This is a genomic window from Pyxidicoccus fallax (genome assembly GCF_012933655.1).
Classification (GTDB): domain Bacteria; phylum Myxococcota; class Myxococcia; order Myxococcales; family Myxococcaceae; genus Myxococcus; species Myxococcus fallax.
In genome coordinates this window covers 1-17360 of sequence record NZ_JABBJJ010000266.1, presented here as the reverse complement: position 1 = coordinate 17360, position 17360 = coordinate 1, and the positions used below count along the sequence as shown (strand labels likewise).

Sequence of the window (17360 nt, the reverse complement as noted above, 5' to 3'; positions counted from 1 at the left end):
CTGCCCACCCTGCCCTCCTTCACCCGCGACATCTTCCCCGTCCTGGAGCGGCTCAGCGCCCACCAGTGGGTCAACCAGGGTTTCTTCGTCCTCTTCGGTCAGAACTCGCCCAGCGACTTCAGCGCCCCGGAGAACATCGCCCGCCTGTCGGACCGCTCCGAGCAGCACCGCGCCCTGCGCGAGGCCGTCTTCCGCTGGTTCCGAAACCCGGAGCGCCCGCACGGCGCCCCGCAGGAGCCCGAGAAGCTGCCGCCCTTCTACGGCGACACCTTCGGCGACTTCACCAATGCCTTCGACAATGACCTGAGCGTCACCCGCACCCAGTACCGCTTCCTGCGGCAGTGGGCCTCGGGCGAGTTCGAGGCGGACTGGGGCAGCGTGGCGCCCCTGCCCGGGCGCGTGGAGGACTATCCCCTCGCCGAGCAGCCGCACGCCCTCGATCGCGCGGCCATGGAGGACTGCCTCGGCGGTCCCTTCCACCCCGGCTGCGAAATCACCTGGGTCGTCCGCGTGCCGCACTTCTGGAAGAGCCCCTTCCGCCCCAACGTCCTGGCCGAGGACGCGCCGGTGCAGGACGACTTCGGCCCCGTGCTCACGCCCGCCCAGGCCCTCGCGGCCGAGGGGCCCCTGGCGCGGAGCGGCCCGGGCTCCATCACCCGCTGGATGGCCGTGCCCTGGCATACGGACACCTCCAGCTGTCTGTCCGGCTATGACGCCTCCACCTACCTGCCCTCGCCCACCTTCTGGGCCGCGCGCGTGCCCAATCAGGTGCTCAGCGAGGACGCGTACCAGCGCCTCATGCAGGACGGCCTCCCCGTGGGCCAGCGCCTCAAGCACTTCGACTACCGCCTCTTCTGGCTGCGGGACCTCGGCACCTCGTACCAGCAGCGCATCAACGCCATGGTGAAGCAGTGGAGCGAGCTGGGCATCGTCGAGGCCCGGCCCGGGCCCCAGGACCATGCGCAGGCGCACCTGCCCGGCCGCCTCTGGGTGGAGACGGGCCGTAGCCAGGAGTTCAGCGAGGGGGATTGGACCTGGAAGCAGGTGCTCATCGCCGAGCACACCGAGGAGGCGCCGGGCCTCAAGTCCCAGGAAGAGGCGCGGGACTCCGCCCAGCCACCGGCGCATGCCCGTCGCCGCACCTACCGCCGCGACCAGAAGTGAGCCCGCGCGTCGTCATCATCGGTGGAGGCCCGGCCGGCGCCGCCGTGGCGCTGACGCTCGCCCGCCGGGGCCTGCGGCCCCTGGTGCTGGAGGCCCGCACGGGCCCCGAGCCCAAGGTGGGTGAGTGTCTGCCGCCCTCCGTTGCGCCTCTGCTCCAGAAGCTGGGGCTGGCGGAGCGGCTGCGGGGCGGCGAGGGCGTGCATCTGCCCTCCTACGGCAACCGCTCGGCGTGGGGCTCGGCCCAGCCCGCCGAGCGGCACTTCCTCTTCGGCCCCTACGGCGCGGGCTGGCACCTGGACCGCCGCGGCTTCGAGGCGATGCTGGCCTCGGCCGCCGTGGAGGCCGGGGCCTCGTGGGGCTACGGCTGCCGCCTCCAGGACTGCGTGTGGGAGGAAGGCCGGTGGCGGCTGTCGCTCGCGTCGAGGGAGGAGCCGCTGGAGGCCGACTTCGTGGTGGATGCCACCGGACGTCCCTCGCGGCTGGCCCGAAAGCTGGGCGCGCGCCGCGTGCGCTACGACAGGCTGGTGGGCATCGCCGCCACGCTGTCGGGCGGAGGCGGGCCGGCCTCGCGCGACACCTTCACCCTGGTGGAGGCCACGGCCTCGGGGTGGTGGTACTCGGCGAGCCTCGCGGACGGGCGGCTCGTCGTGGCGTACATGACGGACAGCGATTTGGTGGGCCGCGCCCTCTGCCGGCCCGAGGGCTGGCGCGCGCTGCTGGAGCGCACCGAGCTCACCCGCGCACGCGTGGCCGAGCATGGCGCGGCGCTGGACGGACTGGCCGAGCGGCTGCGGCTGCTGCCCGCGGACAGCTCCCGGCTGACGCACCTGGTGGGCGAAGGCGGGCAGCGCTGGCTCGCCGTGGGCGACGCGGCCGCGGCGTATGACCCGCTCTCGTCCCATGGCATCGGCTCGGCGCTGGGCGCGGGCTTCTACGCCGCGCATGCCATCGCCGACACGCTGGCCGGACAGGACGACGCACTCGTGGCCTATCTCTCCCTGATGGACCGTGCCTACGGGGACTATCTGCGCCTGCATCATGACCACTACCTCGCCGAGCAGCGCTGGCCCGGCGAGCCCTTCTGGCAGCGGCGTCACGCGGAGGACTACGGGCTGCGCGTGCTCTGACCGCGCGAGCCCCCAGCTCCTCGCGGGCAGTCCCGTGCAGGGAGCGCGGCACAGCCTGCGCGCGCTCCTCGACAAAGTCCTCCATCATCCCAGGAGCCGATGCAGCAAGCCGAGCAGGAAGGCGGGGAAGCCATGAACGAAGCCCAGCGCCAACCAGGCTGCGAGCTTCCGGCGGCGGCCCCACGGCATCTGGGGGCTGGGAGTCTCGCGCTCGGCGCGGTCTTCACAGGAGGACTCCTCGGAGTCCTGCTCGTGTGGAATCTCCAGCTCGGATGAGAGGAGTGCCCGCGCCCGCTCGAGGTCCCGCCCGGCCACGAGCACCCTCAATTCGATGACGGCTCCTCCCCAGACCGTACCGAGCATCCGATGGTGGTGTTCGCCTTGCACGACGCAGGAGATGTCATGGGCCTCGAGCAGGGAGCGGAGCACGTCGGCCTCGCTCGGCTCTCCACACGTCTCGAGAAGCGTCAGCGTCGAAGCCGCCGTGCCCATGGGATGCCTCCGGGAAACGAGCCCTCGACTTCCAGACGAGGCCGCGGATGGGTACGGAGGTAGAGGCGACTGCTGGAAGATGTGACTCGGCCGGCGGTGGCGGAGTCGCCCGGCGGCGTAGAGTAGGCGCCGCCCATGAACCTGAGCTTCATCGAAGGCTTCTACTGGGCCGCGACGCTCGAGAGCGTGTCTGGCGCGGCCCGGAGGCTGTTCATCACCCAGGCCGCGATGACGGCGCGCATCAAGAAGCTCGAGGAGGAGCTCGGAACGCCGCTGCTCGACCGCCGGGACAAGCGCTTCCGGCTGACGCCAGCGGGTGCGCGCTTCCTCGCGGATGCGGAGCGGTTGCTCGGGCAGTGGCGTGACATCAAGACAGGGCTGGGCTCGGGCACCCAGCGCGCGGTGTCGCTGCGGGTGGGCGCCATCGAATCCGTGCTGCACGCGTGGCTCATCCCCTGGCTGGAGCGGCTGCGCGTGGAGCACCCCGGCATCGAGCTGGAGCTCACGGTGGAGACCACGCCGCTGCTGACGGAGCTCCTCCAGCGGGGCGCGCTCGACGTGGTGCTTGCCGCCCGTCCCGTCCCCGGCACGGGTGTGAAGTCGCGCGCCTTGCCCACCATGCCCCTGGGCTTCGTGGGGCATCGCGAGCTGCACACGCGGCGCCGGTACACCCTGGAGCAGCTCGCCCGGGAGGAGCTGGTCACGTTTCAGCGGGGCTCACAGCCGCACCTCGCACTGCTCGACATGCTGCGCGAGGAGGGCATCGACGGGGCGCGGGTGCACACCCTCTCTTCCATCTCGGCCATGGTGCGGCTGGTCTCGGGAGGCTTCGGCGTGGCGACACTCCCGCACGCGGCCCTGGAGCGCATCGCGGAAGCGGAGGGCCTGCGCCTGCTGCCCTGTGATACCGGGCTCGCGCCGCTGCCCATCCATGCGAGCTGGCGCGTGGACCCCACGTCCCGGTTCTTCGACACCCTCGTCGAAAGCGTCACGTCGTTCGCTGGCGGCGGTGTCCGTCATCGAAAGAAGTGATGAGACCATAGAGAAATTTCGAGTTGGCCGGCTTCACCGTCGCGGCGCCACCATCCCGCATGTCGTCAGTCGTTCCGGACACGCGGTGACGGAGGTGCGGCATGTTCGACGTGGTCGTCGTGGGCGCGGGAGTCGTGGGACTCACCTGCGCGGTGCGGTTGCTGGAAGGCGGCGCGCGGGTCGCCGTGCTGACCGCGGACGCGCTGTCCCGGACGGTGTCCTGGGTGGCCGCCGCCGTCTGGTATCCCACGCACACGGAGGGGGACTCGCGGGTACTGGCCTGGGCCCGGAGGACCTACGAGGAGCTGGCCCACCAGGCGGCTCGCGGTGTGCCGGGCATCGTCATGCGGCCCACGCGGATGTTGCTGCGGGGCCCGTCACGGCAGGCGCCCTGGTGGGCGGAGGCGGTCCGTGACTTCCGGTCGGTGAATCCGGCCGACGTCCCCGAGGGAATCACCGGCGAGTGGCGCTTCACGGTGCCCACGGTCGAGATGGACCCCTATCTGCACTGGCTGCACCAGAGGGTTGAAGACGCAGGAGGCGTCGTGCTGCACCGCCGGCTCCATCGGCTGGCCGATGTGGTCGGAGTGGCACCGGTGGCGGTCAACGCGACGGGGCTGGCGGCTCGCGGCCTCGTGAGCGACGCGGACGTCTACCCGGCCCGGGGACAGCTCGTGCTGGTGAGCAACCCGGGGCTCTTCACCTCCGTGCGGGATGAGGAGAACCCCGGCGGCCTGACCTATGTGCACCCGCGCAGCCGGGACGTGGTGCTCGGAGGCACGTTCGAGCCGGGGGAGTCCGGCACGCGCTCCGAAGCGAGGACGGGACAGGCCATCCTCGAGCGGTGCCGCGCGCTGGTGCCGCGGTTGAAGGAAGCCCGCGTCATCACCGAGCTCGTCGGGCTCCGCCCGTCCCGGCGCGGTGGCGCCCGTGTCGAGGTCGACCCGGCTCGGCTGCCCGGTGGGGCCCTGCTCATCCACAACTACGGCCACGGTGGCGCCGGGGTCACGCTGAGCTGGGGCTGCGCCGACGAGGTCGCCGCGCTGCTACGGCCCTGCTCGTACTGAGTCAATTCCTCCCCATGCTCGCTCGTTTCCGCGCGGAGTCCTCGGGCAGGCGCTACTGCTCGTCACTGGACCTGTGAGGCATTATCGATGGATTACCCGCAGACACGGAAAGAACACATCAACACCCCGCCAGGGGAAGAGCGGAGAAAAAAGAAAGATGTTTCGTTTGACCCATCGCCGTGCCCTCACGACTGCCCTCGCTCGCCTGTCCATCCTGGTGGGTGGCATCCTCTCGGCGGCGCCCGCCTCGGCAGCGGTGATCGCCACCAACCCGAACGTCACGGCTACCGCCACGACGGTCGTCACGGACGCGGCAGCCAGCTGTGTCCAGACGGATGCCGTGGGCGACTTCGGCACGCTGTCCATCAGCGGTACCGTGAGCACCGCGGTTCCGGCCGACGGCCAGATTTCGGTCGAGCCCAGGTTCCGGGAGACGCAGCCGGACGGTACCGTGCAGCTCGTCGACATCCCGGGCGCCACCAAGGTGTTCCTGCCCGGCCAGACGGCCGACATCGCGTACGTCTTCGCTTCGGATGGGCTCCAGAAGGTCGACCCGGTGTCTGTCTTCGTCTACACGGTGTCCTCCACCGGCGTGAAGAGGCAGATCAGCCGGGTCAATACGACGGGCCTCTGCGGCTGGAGGAATCTGGCGTACGTGCCGTCCGTCGTGGACGTCCAGAGAATCTGGGACCAGCCGAGCTGGCGCGAGGCCGTGGTCACCAACACCTCGGACTACCAGCAGCGAGTCGTGGTCAGGGTCGTGCAGACCTACTACGGCACGGGTGGCTACGTCGGGACGAATACCACCCTCTCGGAGACGGTGGACCTGGCTCCGAACCAGTCGCTCGAGGTGCCGTTCCTGCTCGTCTGGAACACCTGCGGAAGCTTCGACGCGTTCACCTACGCAGGCGCGGGCCCCGACGCAACGACCTGGCCGCGCGAGGGTGCGCACTACGTGGGCACGTTCGACCACTATGACGGGAACGCCGAGCTGCCGTGCGATTCCGATTCGGAGGGCGAGGACGACTGAGCACGCGCGGCGACGCGTGAACCCGGCTTCCGTGGGGCACTGAGTGGCGGATTGTTGCCCGGTGCCCCACGGGCGCGTTGAGCTGGCGTCCTGGCGCGTCACCGCTCGCGGGCGTCCCCGGGAGTCTCCGCGTCGCCCATCGCCGCGAGGAGGTGCTCGATGAAGAGCACCGTCTTGCGCGGCAGCAGCCGGCGCGAGGGTGTGACAATCCAGAGGGGGGCCGGCTCCGTGCTCCACTCGGGAAGGAGCCGCACGAGGCGCCCCGAGCGCACCTCCTCCTGGCAATAGGGGTTCGGGAAGACGATGAGCCCCGCCCCGGCGAGCCCCAGCGCGAGCTGCATGAGGGACGTGGTCGCGGTGAGCCGGCTCTCCAGCTCCACCTCCATGCGGCGTGGCCCGCTCCGCAGGCGGATGCGGTCGAAGCGCGTGCGGCCCTCGAGCACGATGAAGCCATGCCCCGCCAGCTCGGCGGGGGTCCGGGGCTTGGGATGCCGCGCGAGGTACGCGGGGCTCGCGAAGAGGCTGGACGTGGTGGTCATCAGCCGGCGCGCCACGAGCGAGGCGCTGTCGGGCAGCGTGCCCGCGCGCAGCGCCAGGTCGAAGCGCTCGGTGGCGAGGTCCACGTAGCGCTGGCTCTCGTCCAGCAGCAGGGAGATGCGCGGGTAGCGCGCCATGAAGTCCGTGATGGCGCCAATCAGCCTAGGCTCCCCCATGCCTGGCGGCATCGTCACCCGCAGCGTGCCCTGAGGTTGGTCCGCCAGGTCGCTCGCGAACGCCAGCGCGTCATCCACCTCGTCCGCGAGCCGCTGGCAGCGCTCCAGGAAGGCCTCGCCCGCCTCGGTGAGCACCAGCCTGCGGGTGGACTTGAGGAGCAGCTTGCTTCCCAGCCGCGCCTCCAGCGCCGCCATGCGCCGGCTCACGGTGGACTTGGGGAGCCCAAGCGCCTTGCCCGCCCGAGTCAGGCTGCCTGCTCGCGCCACCGCCGCGAAGACGAGCATGTCGTTGACCTGGTCGAACACGGGGCGATTGTCCCATCCATGGAACCCAGGTTCCAGGATTGCTCCCCTGTCTGGCCCATGAGTGGAACGTTACGTTGCTCCCAGGTTGATTGAATGACTCGAAGGGAGTGCAAGACCATGCGCCTCGACCTCAATGAGACTCCGAAGACGATTCTCCTGATTACCTCCTCCGCGCGCGGGGCCGCCTCGAAGTCCTCGCTGCTGGCGAGGGAGCTGACGGACCGGCTGCAGCGGCGCCACCCGGGAGCGCGCCTCATCCAGCGCGACCTGGGCATTCAGCCCGTCCGGGTGCTCGACATGGAGGCGCTCGAAGCGCTCTCCACCCGACCCGAGCAACGCACGCCAGAGCAACGGGCCATCGTCGCCGGCCACGACGCGCTCATCGCGGAGATTCAGGCCGCCGACCTCGTGGTGTTCGGCGTGCCCATGTACAACTTCTCCGTCCCCGCCCAGCTCAAGGCGTACTTCGACGCCATCGCGCGCGCGGGTGTCACCTTCCGCTACACGGCGAAGGGGCCGGAGGGACTCCTCCAGGGGAAGAAGGTCTACGTCGTCTTCGCGCGTGGCGGCATGTACCGCGGCACGCCCCTGGACTCGCAGACGCCCTATCTCCAGACGATGCTCGGCTTCCTCGGGATGACCGACGTGGAGTTCGTGTTCGCGGAGGGGCTGGACATGGGCCCCGAGGCACAGCAGGCGGGCCTCGCCGCGGGCCGCATGGCCATCGCGGCGCTGTAGGCTCACGGGCACCGCGTCTCCGCTCGCGAGCGGATGCCGGTGCCCACGAGACAGGGGATGGAACGCCCGTCCGCCTGGCCGAGGCATCGCGGGGGGCTGGGCCTAGCTTTCGCTTCATGACGCGAATGCGAAGAGGCTCAGGTGCAGCATGGCATCGGCTTTCCTGGAGCGCCGTCTTCGGTCTCGGAGCCCTGGCGGGCGGGTTCCTGGGCTACGGCTGGGGGACACGCAGCCGGCGGCCAGCAGTTGCGGGACGCCGTCGGCGGGCGGAGCCAGTCGCGGCGGTCGACCTGCCGAGCGTGGAGGCCAGCGGGCGGGTGGGCGGCTGGGACATCGCGCCCGGCGAGACGCTGATGGATGGAGGCCGGCGGGACATCGTGATGGAGGCCTCGATGGAGTCCTTCCCGTGCAGCGACCCGCCCGCGTATCAGGCGGTCCCCCAGCCCTGACGGAGCCCGTGTACTGGGACGGTCCGCGCGCGCCCTCCCAAAGGATTTCCCCCGTCGCCACGACCGCGCCGCGCTGGGCGAGTTCCTTGAGCTGCTCCTCAATGCGGCTGCGCACCCGCGCGCCTGGGCTCACGCGCCGCCTCGCGCAGTGACGCTACGTCGCCGCGATGGCTGACGCCCCGGAATGGCTGACGCGTTGGTCCCACTCACCAAGGTGGGAGCCATGCAAAACAACAACGGAATGTTTTCTCTGGTGCGGTTTCCTGTCCTGCTCGTTGCTCTGCTGTGCGCTGCGTGTGGATCCGCTGCGCCGATGCCATCCCCTATGAGCCAGACTGGAATCGTCCCCACGGGGACGCCGTGCGCGACCTGGCGCACTTCGTCGTCAACGAAGGCTCCAATGTCCTGTCCCTCTCCGCGCTGCCGTGGCTCTCGGGCCTGGTGACGATGCGCAACGTGTGGCCACATGACGGGCCATTCGTCCTCCAGGTGCTCCTCGCGGTGCTGGTGTTCGACTTCGGCGTCACCCTGACGCACTACCTGAGCCACCGCATCCCCGCGCTCTGGCGACTCCATGCCGTGCATCACTCGGTGAAGCGCTTCTACGGCTTCAACGGGTTGATGAAGCACCCCCTCCACCTGAGCTTGGCCCACCGAACCGGGCCAGGCCCATGAGGTCACAAGCGAGCAGGAGGAACGCCCCGTGAGTGTCGGCTCGTCGCTCATCGCGCCTGCGCAGGCGGCGGAAGCGGTCGTAACGCGGCTGGCGGCAATCCACGACCGTGCCCCGGCTCGACCGTCGCCGGGGCACGGCCCTGCTGGCTAGTGCGTGTTCAGCAAGGCGACGTCGCAGGCGGTGAGCTCGCGGCTGTAGGTCCGGACATCATCGAACGAAGCCGGAATGCTGGAGAAGGTGCTCAGGCAGGTCGGCAGCCTGCGGCCGATGCGGAACGAATTGGCACCCGTGAGGTTCGTCGGCGCGGCGCTGGTCGCGGAGCCGACCAGCACGCCGTCGATGTACACCTTGAGCGAGGTCCCGTTGCGGGTATAGGCGACGTGGTGCCAGCTGCCGTCGTTGAGCGGCGATGGAGAGACGTTGACGCCTGCACCGTTGGTGCCTGCCGCGTTCTCGTACATCTCGAGCGACGCTACCGAGGTGCCGCCGTTGAGCCTTGCCGAGAGGAAGTTGCCTGCGCTCCCCTGCACCCGGTTCCCGATGAGATCTCCGCTGCTGGGGCCGTTGAAGGTCGTCTTCAGCCAATAGCTCACGGTGAAGGCGTTCGTCCCGAATTGCCCGGGCGCGAGGCCGAAGTCGACGTGGGCGTTGAGGTCGCACTGCTGGGTGGGTGTGAGCGTGATGGCGCCGGAGCCGTCGAAGCTGACCGTCCGCGACGCCGAACTGCCCAGCGTTCCGTTCGATGTGCCCGCCGAGTCCAGGGCCGTGCTGCCGCTGGGCTCGTCGAAGGTCCACCGGTGGGTCAGGTTGCCGGTCGTGTCGCCGACGAGCGGGCCACCGGTGCATACCCCCTCCTGGCAGGTGTCCGGCTGGGTACAGGCGTTGCCGTCGCTGCACGCCGTTCCATTGGGGGCCGCCGGATTGGAGCACTGCCCGGTCGACGGATTACAGGTGCCTGCGACATGGCACGCGTCGAGAGGCACGCAGACCACCCCCGCGCAGAGGTCGGGCTCGCAGGTGTAGCTCCCGGGCGTGTTGACGCAGATTTCACCCGGCTGGCAGTTCGCCGTCCCGTTGGCGCACTCGTCGATGTCGGTGCAGACGCTCGGCTGTCCCGTGCAGGTGTAGCCCGGCTCCACATCGCAGACGCTGTTGCAGCCGTCTCCAGAGAGTTGATTGCCGTCGTCACAGACTTCGAATCCGCCCAGCACTCCATCACCACAGATGGGCCGCAGCGACGTCTCCACCGCGTCCACCAGGTAGAGCGCGAGCACCGAGCCTCGCAAGCGGACATAGCGATAGGGCACGTTCCCCGGGTACGTCGCCACCGCGACATGCGTTCCCAGGCCCAGCTCCACCAGGTGCAACGAGCTGGAGCCGATGAAGGTCCCATCCGCCTTCAGGAAGTCCACCTGGGCCACCAGCGCCAGCGACAGGCCCTGGTAGTAGACGCGCAGGTCGCCGGTGCCTTCCTCGCCCTGGCCCAGGTCCAGCACCAGCGCCGTGTTGAGCAGGCCCAGCAGCGTCGCGGCCTGCCCGTCTGGAGCGCCTAGCGCCGCGCTCGCGTTGAGCACCGTCGCCGTGGTGTCCGTGGCCACCGCGTCCGCATACGGGTCCCACGTCAATGAGGCTTCCGGACGCTCACGCGTCAACGCCCCATTGCCCTCTTGCGACACCTCATCCACCGGAGGACGGACCTTCTCCTCCAGGGACTCCACACCACACGCCCCCAGCGACAAGGCCAGCGTCATGCCCAGTCCCCACGACCACAGAACACCAGGACGGCTTCGCATCGGGTGTCTCCCTCCAAGGGGCAGGATGGAGCCCGGAATGGACCGTCCCCCCATGGAATGAACGGCACCGGTCCTTTGCACCCCACTGCTCAGTGATCAACAATCGGATGGCAAATGTACTACGGATACCAGCAGACAAGCACTTGAGGCCGATAGACCCAAAGTCCGTGACATGCACCTACTCGTCTCAGCGAATCGACGGGCCGTGATGGGGAAGGGCAGCGCACCCAGAGTGGCGCCCGGCGCGCAGCGCCCCACCATGTGAGGAAGCTGTGCCGCAATTCCCCGAAACGGACCAATTCCATGCCCAGGGACTTGCAGGCACGCCGCACCACGCGCCGAAGGTGGCTGTCCACCGGAGCGCAGCCAAGGCGAAGAGCAGCTCCACGAGGTCGGGAGTGGGGCCGCCCTTCGCAAGCGCCAGAGCTAAGGACTTACGGTCCGCAGCGCCCCGTCCGCGTATCAGGCGGTCCCTCTGTCGTGACGGAGTCAGCCGAGGCGTGAATGAGGCTCAGGAGTTCCAGACGACGCGCTCCCCAGCGACGGTGCACTTGCCCTTCTGCTCCAGGCTCTGCACGCCTGCCTCCAGAATCGGGAGCACCGTCCGCGAGAGGCGCTGGATGCCGAAGATGCGGCCCGTCTCCCGGAAGAGGTCTTCTCTTCCAAGTGACAGGGCCTGCGACAACACCAGCGCCGCCGCGTTGGCCACCTCCTCGGGAGGAATCCACGCCGCGTCCCGCTCCGGGTGCGCGCCGCGCACTCCCGTGTACTGGGACGGACCGCGCACCCCCTCCCAGAGGATTTCGCCCGTCGCCACGACCGCGCCGCGCTGGGTGAGCTCCTTGAGCTGCTCCTCGATGCGGCTCCGCACCTTGGCGGTCAGCTTCGACAGCCGCCAGGCTTCCAGGATGCGGCGGGCCAGCAGGTCCTCATGGATGGGCGCTTCCTGCTCGAGCACGAGCTGGATCTGCTTGCGGATGCGCAGCGTCGAGGTCGGCGCGAAGAAGTCCGCGCCCACCTCCACGAGAGGCACCTTGGCGAGGACATAGGGGCTCACGGGGAGCGCCGCGGCAGCGAGAGCGGCTCCCACGTTCGCGCTGCCTTCCTCGGAACGCGGAGCAGAGGCCACGCGAAGCTCGGGAGCAGGCGCCACTGGGGCAGGAGCCTCCATGACGGGAAGCGGCCGCTTGGAGTCCTCCACCGCCTGTTTCACAGCCTCCGCGAGGGCCTTCACCTGCCCCTCGCGGTCCTCGACCCACGACGGCATCCACACGCGGTGCAACCGCCAGCCGAGCCCCTTGAGGACCTCCGCGCGCAGCCGGTCCCGGTCGCGCGCGCTCGCCGCGGACCGGTAGTGGGGACCGTCACACTCCACGCCCAGTACGAACTCGCCCGGGCGCTCCGGATGCACGACCGCCAGGTCCACCCGGTAGCCACCGCAGCCGATGTCCGCGTGCACGGTGTAGCCCAGCTCTCGCAGCGTCTTGGAGACCTCGGACTCCAGCCGTCCCGAAGGCTCCCGCTCTGCCACCGCCGCCGCGCTTCCCTCGGCCGCCGCCCGGCGCAGGAACTCGCGCAGGTGACGCGCTCCCACGGCGGAGGTCCGCGACAAATCAATCTGGTCGTGCGTCAGCGTGGAGAAGACCCGCAGGCAGCACCGGGCACGGGTGATGGCCACGTTGAGGCGCCGCTCGCCGCCCGCCCGGTTCAGCGGGCCGAAGTTCATCCGCAGCTTCCCCGCCGCGTCCTTCGCGTAGCAGATGCTGAAGAAGATCTCGTCCCGCTCGTCACCCTGCACGTTCTCCAGGTTCTTGATGAAGACGGGCTCGCGCGAGGTGAAGTGCGGCTCGATTTCCGGGAAGCGGCCCCGCTCCACATCCAGCAGCTCGGTGATGAGCTGCTGCTGCACGGAGCTGAAGGTCACCACGCCAAACGTGCGCTCGTGCGGCGCGTAGCGGCGCAGGGCCGCCACGAGGTTGCCGACGAGCACCTCCGCCTCCCGTGGATTGATGGCCGCCGTCTTCCCCGTGGTCTTCGACTGGTAGACGCCGTCCGGCACGGGGTGCCACTTGATGCCCAGGTCCTCCACCCGCGCCCGGGCCGCGGGGAAGACGTGCAGCCGCCCCTCGTAGTACTGCCGGTTGCTGAAGTCGATGAGGCTGTCGTGCCGGCTGCGGTAGTGCCAGCCGAGCATCTGCTGCGGGAACTGCTTCGCCAGGGCCTCGTCGAGGATGCTCTCCAGCTCGAGCACGTCGTTCTCGTCGGGCGTGGCCTCCGTGTCATCCCCGCGCGTGAAGAAGGCCGTCGGCGGCAGCTGCTTCGAGTCACCGACGACGATGACCTGCTCGGCCCGCGCGATGGCGCCGATGGCGTCGTGGGTTCCAATCTGCGACGCCTCGTCGAACACGAGCAGGTCGAAGCGCCGCCCGTCCGCGGGCAGGTACTGCGCGACGGACAGAGGGCTCATCAGGAAGCACGGCTTGAGCTTCCGGGAGAGGTTCGGAATGGAGGCCAGCAGCTTGCGAAGGGCCATCTGCCGGCTCTTCTTCCGCAGCTCGCGCCCGAGGATGCCGGGCTCGGAGCTCTCCGCCGCGCCCGCGAGCCCCTTGGGAAGCTGCGCCTCCAGCGTGGCGAGGACCTTGGAGCGCGCCAGCTGGATGTGCTCGCCATCGAGCTGACGGAAGCGCTCGACACGCGCGCCGTGGGCACTGCCGTCGAAGTCCCGCAGCGCGGGCTCCGCGTCCTGGAGCGCCCGCAGCCACGCGCTCAGGACGGACCGCTCGAAGGCCCCCACCAGCTTGTCAGAGGGAAGGCCCTGTTCCTCCGCCGCGTCCACGAAGGCGCCGAACCCCAGGGCACGCAGGCGCTCGGCCTGGGCCGCGTAGAGGCACCAGGGCTTGAAGGCCTTGAGGTGATTGCGCCAGGAGTCGAGGCACTCCTTCAAGGACGCGCGGTGCCGCGCGGACGCCGTGGACTCCCACGGCCGCACCTTGAGCACGGTGGAGAGGGCCTCCTCCGCGCGCGTCAGCCGGTCCAATGCCGCCGCCAGTGCCTGGGCCTGGGTCGCCAGGGTCTGCCGCGAGGCGCTGTTCACGGGGAGCTGGACGCGGGCCACTCCCAGCGCGTCGCGCAGCTCCCGCGCCGTCCTGGCACGCGCCACGAGCGCATCCAGCTCCTCGGGCCGCGCGGTCTCCTCCACCGGGAGCCCCTGGAGCTGGCCCGCCAGCTCCTGCCCCTGCGCGGTGAGGCGCGGCCGCTGCTCGACGACCTTCAGGGCCGTGGAGAGGTCTTCCTTGATGTCACCGTTGGCGGGCAGCGCTCGCGTGGCCAGCCCGGCGAGCAGCTTGCGCGCGCCCCACAGGAAGAAGAAGGCCAGCAGGAAGAAGGCGCCCGCCCACTTCTGGAACCGCGCATGGAGCGCGGAGAGGTCCTGGGTGAACAGCTCCGGCTTCCAGCGCGAGGAGAGCTGGGTCTCCCGCGTGGCCTGCTCGCGCAGCGCGAGGGCATGCGCCTGTGTCTTTCGCGACAGCTCCGGCCACTCCTCGTCACGGAGCACCGACGCGGGGACCGGTCCACTGGCCAGCGTCTCCGCCAGCCGGACCAGCGTGTGCAGCGACTGCGTGGGCGCGGGGACGTCGAGCCCCAGCGACGAGGCCAGCGGCGCCGCCGCCTTCTCCACCCCGTCGAGCGCCGCCTGGGCCTCCGTGAGCGCGAGGTGCACCTGGTCCTCGACCGCGTTGGACCAGCTCACGCCCCGGACCGCCTTCCAGGGATGCGCACCCGCGGGTTGCACGGGCAGGAGCCGCTTCGCCGCCTCCTCCACCTCGTGAGTCGCTTCACGCAACTGCGCCTCGGTGAGCGCCAGCGGGGAGGCCAGCGTCAGCCGGACCTCGGGCGCGTCGCTCAACGCGAGCAGCCGGCCGGTCGTGCTGTAGGCACTGTGCCCGAGCGGCCGGACCTCGTGGAGTGCCTGGACATAGCCGTTGAGGCCCTCGCGGACGGTGGACAGCTCCTTCGAGCGCATGTCCCAGGCGGGCGCGGCGGTGTGCTCCGTGCGCTCGAACGCCCCCTGCAGCGAGGCGAGGACCTCCTTCTTGTTGCTCTTGTGGCTGTGGAGCTCCAGGCAGAAGTCCTCCAGCCCCACCTCCTTGAGGCGCCGGTGCACCACGTCGAGCGCCGCCATCTTCTCCGAGACGAAGAGGACCGTCTTGCCCCGGGCCAGGGCGGCGGCGATGAGGTTGGTGATGGTCTGCGACTTGCCCGTTCCGGGCGGCCCCTGCAGGACGAAGGAGCGGCCGGAGAGCGCCGAGGCCATGGCCGCCATCTGCGTGGAGTCCGCGTTGATGACACACGGCAGCTCGCCCGCGGGGACGTCCGAGTCGAGGCGCTCGGGAACGAACTCCTTCCCATTCTCCGGCGGCGCCGAGTGCCCCGAGGCGGCGATGTGGCGCACGAGCGGGTTGGACAGGAGGACGTCCTCGTTGTCCTCCAGGTCCTTCCACATGAGGAACTTGGTGAAGGCGAAGAGGCCGACGTGCGCCTCGTCCAGCACCTCCCAGCCCGGCCGGCTCTGGATGGCCTGGCGCACGGCGCGCAGGATGCCCGTCACATCCAGCCCGTTCTCATCCGTCTCCAGCGAGGTGAGCGCGCGCGCATCGAGGCCGAAGTCGCGCTTCAGGCGCTCGGCCAGCGTCACGTTGCCGAGCGGCTCGTCGGGGAGGCGCAGCATGCGCACGCGCTTGCGGTCGCGGTCGATGCGGAAGGTGACGGGATAGAGGACCAGCGGCGCGAGGCGGGGCGTGGGGTCTCCCTCCTCCTGCCAGCGCAGCAACCCGAGCGCGAGGTACAGCGTGTTGGCCCCACCCTCCTCCATGTCCGTGCGCGCCGTGCGCTCCAGGTGCTTGGCCCGGGACAGCAGCTCGGCCTCGCGCAGGGGCGAGTGGAGCAGGCTCTTCGCGAAGTCCGCGCGCCGGAGCTCCGCGAGCTCGGCCTCCGAGCCACGCGCCTTCAGCAGCTTCGCGGCGCGCGCGTCCCGGGCATCCTCCTCGGGCGCCGGGAGGAGCTCGTAGGCCTCTCCCGCCGAGAAGACATCCTCGAAGTCGGCGAGGTTCGGCACGTGGAGCGGCAGCGCGCCTTTGACGTCCAGCCGGAAGTTGAGGAGCTTGTTGCGCAGCGTGAGGTCGAGGAGCTTCTCCTTCCACTTCGCGAAGCGCGACACCACCTGGGTGGAGGGAGGCTTCGGCTCGGGAGGAGGTGGCGCCGCGGCGGCGCTCTCCAGGATGGCGAGGATGCGGACCGCCGAAGGCTCGGTGGCGGGGACGTCCTGGGCCGGTGCCTCCACGCTCCGGAGCGGAAGTGGACGGTAGCGGTCGAACCGGAGCGCGCTCACGTCGAGCGCCGCGACGAAGCGGGCATCGTCCGAGAGGTGCTCCCGCGACACGGTGATGGCCCGGTCGAAGGCGGGGCGGCTGCCGTGCACCGCGGTGGTGGCGTCGAACGCGAGGATGTGCCCCAGGTCGATGAGGTTCCGCAGGCGCGCGGCGTCCTCGACGATGGCCTCCGGGAAGCGCTCGTCGATGAGCCACACGGCCGGCAGGGCGTGCCCTTCGACGAGGACCAGCAGCGGATGGAGTCCCATCGCCTCCACGGCGGAGGCGAAGAGGAGCGTGAGGTCCAGGCAGCACCCCATGCGCTCGCGCAGGAGCTGGTCGGGGAGCCGGACCTTCTGCCCGGACCGCTCGAAGCTGGGAGGCACCTCCGCGTAGCCGAGTCCCAGCCCCTGCACCGACTCGTAGAGGGCGGCGACCATGGCCTTCACCAGGGCCGGGTTGCGCTTCTGGTAGCCGCTGAGCGCGTCGTCACCCGCGGCCTGCTGGAGCAGGCCCCGCACGTCCTTGAGCAGCTCGGGGATGACGGGGTGGTTGGGCGTGACGAACGTCGCGAGCAGCCCCAGCGGCTCGCGCATGCCCGGCCAGTGGTTGTAGGGCAGCACCTCCACGTCGGCGGTGCCCTGCTCGAGAACGGCCTCCTCCTGACGGAGAGACCACTGGAGGCTGGCGCGCTCGGTCTCGATGACAGAGCGCAGGCGCCCCGGAGGCAGCCGCAGGTCGAGCACCCCGAGGTTCAGCTCCTCACCGGCGGGCAGGGAGGGAACGGGAACGAGCACCGCGTCTCCCAGCTCGGGAAGCAGCTGCAGGTGGAGCACGGTCGCGCCGAGGGCCTGCGTCCCCGTGTTGCGGATGAGCGCATTGCGGACGAGAGGAACGCCGCTCTGCTCCATGGCGAAGCTCAACGTGGGCGCGGTGACCAGCTCCACCTGGAGCTCAGGCGTCGGAACAGCGGGCGCGGGGGCGGTCATGGAACCTCGGGGCGACACGGAGGGAAAAGCGCGCGCAGCATGCCACACGGGCACGGGCCCCCAGTCTGGGAGCGGCGCGGAGGTCCCGCCCTACCCCGCCGGAGGTATTGAAGTACCCAACACACGCTCCCGCGGCCGGGCCTGGGATGACGCTTCTCACTCGCAGTCCGGGTAAAGCTGGTATAACACTTTATTCGGAGAATCGAGAAACGCCAGGGCCCCACCCCCAACGCCCGCGAGCAGGGGCCCCTCTTCCCTGGCGTCATCCCCTGCCCCGGGCACACCTCACTAAACCGCCTCGGCGAGTCCGCTAAACATGGAGTCCAGCATGCTCGAAGAAGGAGCGGAGGACATCGGGACGATGCTGGAGGGCGCGGAATTCCCTTCTTGCCAAGCGCATGAGGTCCGAAATGGC

The 17360-nt window shown here is 70.1% G+C and carries 12 protein-coding genes; 8 read left to right on the top strand and 4 right to left on the bottom strand.

Features of this window, described 5'->3' with window-relative positions; translation table 11 throughout:
• Positions 1–1164 (top strand): LodA/GoxA family CTQ-dependent oxidase (locus tag HG543_RS38750; RefSeq protein ID WP_211194440.1); only part of this gene is annotated, 1164 nt, incomplete at its 5' end.
• A complete protein-coding gene (locus HG543_RS38745; RefSeq protein ID WP_169349953.1) occupies positions 1161–2291 on the top strand; it encodes a tryptophan 7-halogenase in 1131 nt (376 codons plus the stop codon). The genes HG543_RS38750 and HG543_RS38745, both read left to right, overlap by 4 nt.
• Before the next feature lie 84 nt (positions 2292–2375).
• Here the strand turns inward: HG543_RS38745 and HG543_RS38740 are convergent, their stop codons facing one another.
• A complete protein-coding gene (locus tag HG543_RS38740) occupies positions 2376–2783 on the bottom strand; it encodes a putative signal transducing protein (RefSeq protein WP_169349952.1) in 408 nt (135 codons plus the stop codon).
• 135 nt (positions 2784–2918) lie between these two features.
• Between HG543_RS38740 and HG543_RS38735 the strand changes: the two genes are divergently transcribed.
• The 3 genes from HG543_RS38735 (at position 2919) to HG543_RS38725 (ending at position 5912) form a co-directional block, all read left to right on the top strand.
• Positions 2919–3815 carry a LysR family transcriptional regulator gene (locus HG543_RS38735; protein WP_169349951.1) on the top strand — a complete coding sequence of 299 codons (897 nt, stop codon included), beginning with the start codon at positions 2919–2921 and terminating at the stop codon, positions 3813–3815.
• Between the two features lie 101 nt (positions 3816–3916).
• Entirely contained in the window at positions 3917–4882 is a 966-nt protein-coding gene (locus HG543_RS38730; protein WP_169349950.1) for an FAD-dependent oxidoreductase, read from the top strand.
• 157 nt (positions 4883–5039) lie between these two features.
• Complete coding sequence (locus HG543_RS38725) at positions 5040–5912, top strand: hypothetical protein (protein ID WP_169349949.1); 873 nt, start codon at positions 5040–5042, stop codon at positions 5910–5912.
• Between the two features lie 98 nt (positions 5913–6010).
• Here HG543_RS38725 and HG543_RS38720 read toward each other — a convergent pair whose 3' ends face one another.
• Complete coding sequence (locus HG543_RS38720; RefSeq protein ID WP_169349948.1) at positions 6011–6931, bottom strand: LysR substrate-binding domain-containing protein; 921 nt, start codon at positions 6929–6931, stop codon at positions 6011–6013.
• A 117-nt stretch (positions 6932–7048) separates the two neighbouring features.
• On the opposite strand from HG543_RS38720, the gene HG543_RS38715 reads away from it, so the two are divergent.
• From HG543_RS38715 to HG543_RS38710, 3 genes are all read left to right on the top strand, one after another.
• A complete protein-coding gene (locus HG543_RS38715) occupies positions 7049–7669 on the top strand; it encodes an FMN-dependent NADH-azoreductase (RefSeq protein WP_169349947.1) in 621 nt (206 codons plus the stop codon).
• A 317-nt stretch (positions 7670–7986) separates the two neighbouring features.
• On the top strand, positions 7987–8118 hold the full coding sequence (locus HG543_RS56570) for a hypothetical protein (RefSeq protein ID WP_281404513.1): 132 nt from the start codon (positions 7987–7989) through the stop codon (positions 8116–8118).
• Between the two features lie 360 nt (positions 8119–8478).
• Positions 8479–8793, top strand: coding sequence for a sterol desaturase family protein (locus tag HG543_RS38710; protein WP_211194439.1), 315 nt, complete (start codon positions 8479–8481; stop codon positions 8791–8793).
• A 147-nt stretch (positions 8794–8940) separates the two neighbouring features.
• Here the strand turns inward: HG543_RS38710 and HG543_RS38705 are convergent, their stop codons facing one another.
• Positions 8941–10545, bottom strand: coding sequence for a LamG-like jellyroll fold domain-containing protein (locus HG543_RS38705; RefSeq protein WP_246357602.1), 1605 nt, complete (start codon positions 10543–10545; stop codon positions 8941–8943).
• Positions 10546–11098: 553 nt separating this feature from the next.
• The gene (gene proA / locus HG543_RS38700; RefSeq protein ID WP_169349944.1) at positions 11099–16945 is read right to left on the bottom strand and encodes an anti-phage protein ProA; all 5847 of its coding nucleotides are present in this window, start codon (positions 16943–16945) and stop codon (positions 11099–11101) included.
• Positions 16946–17360: the final 415 nt, after the last annotated feature.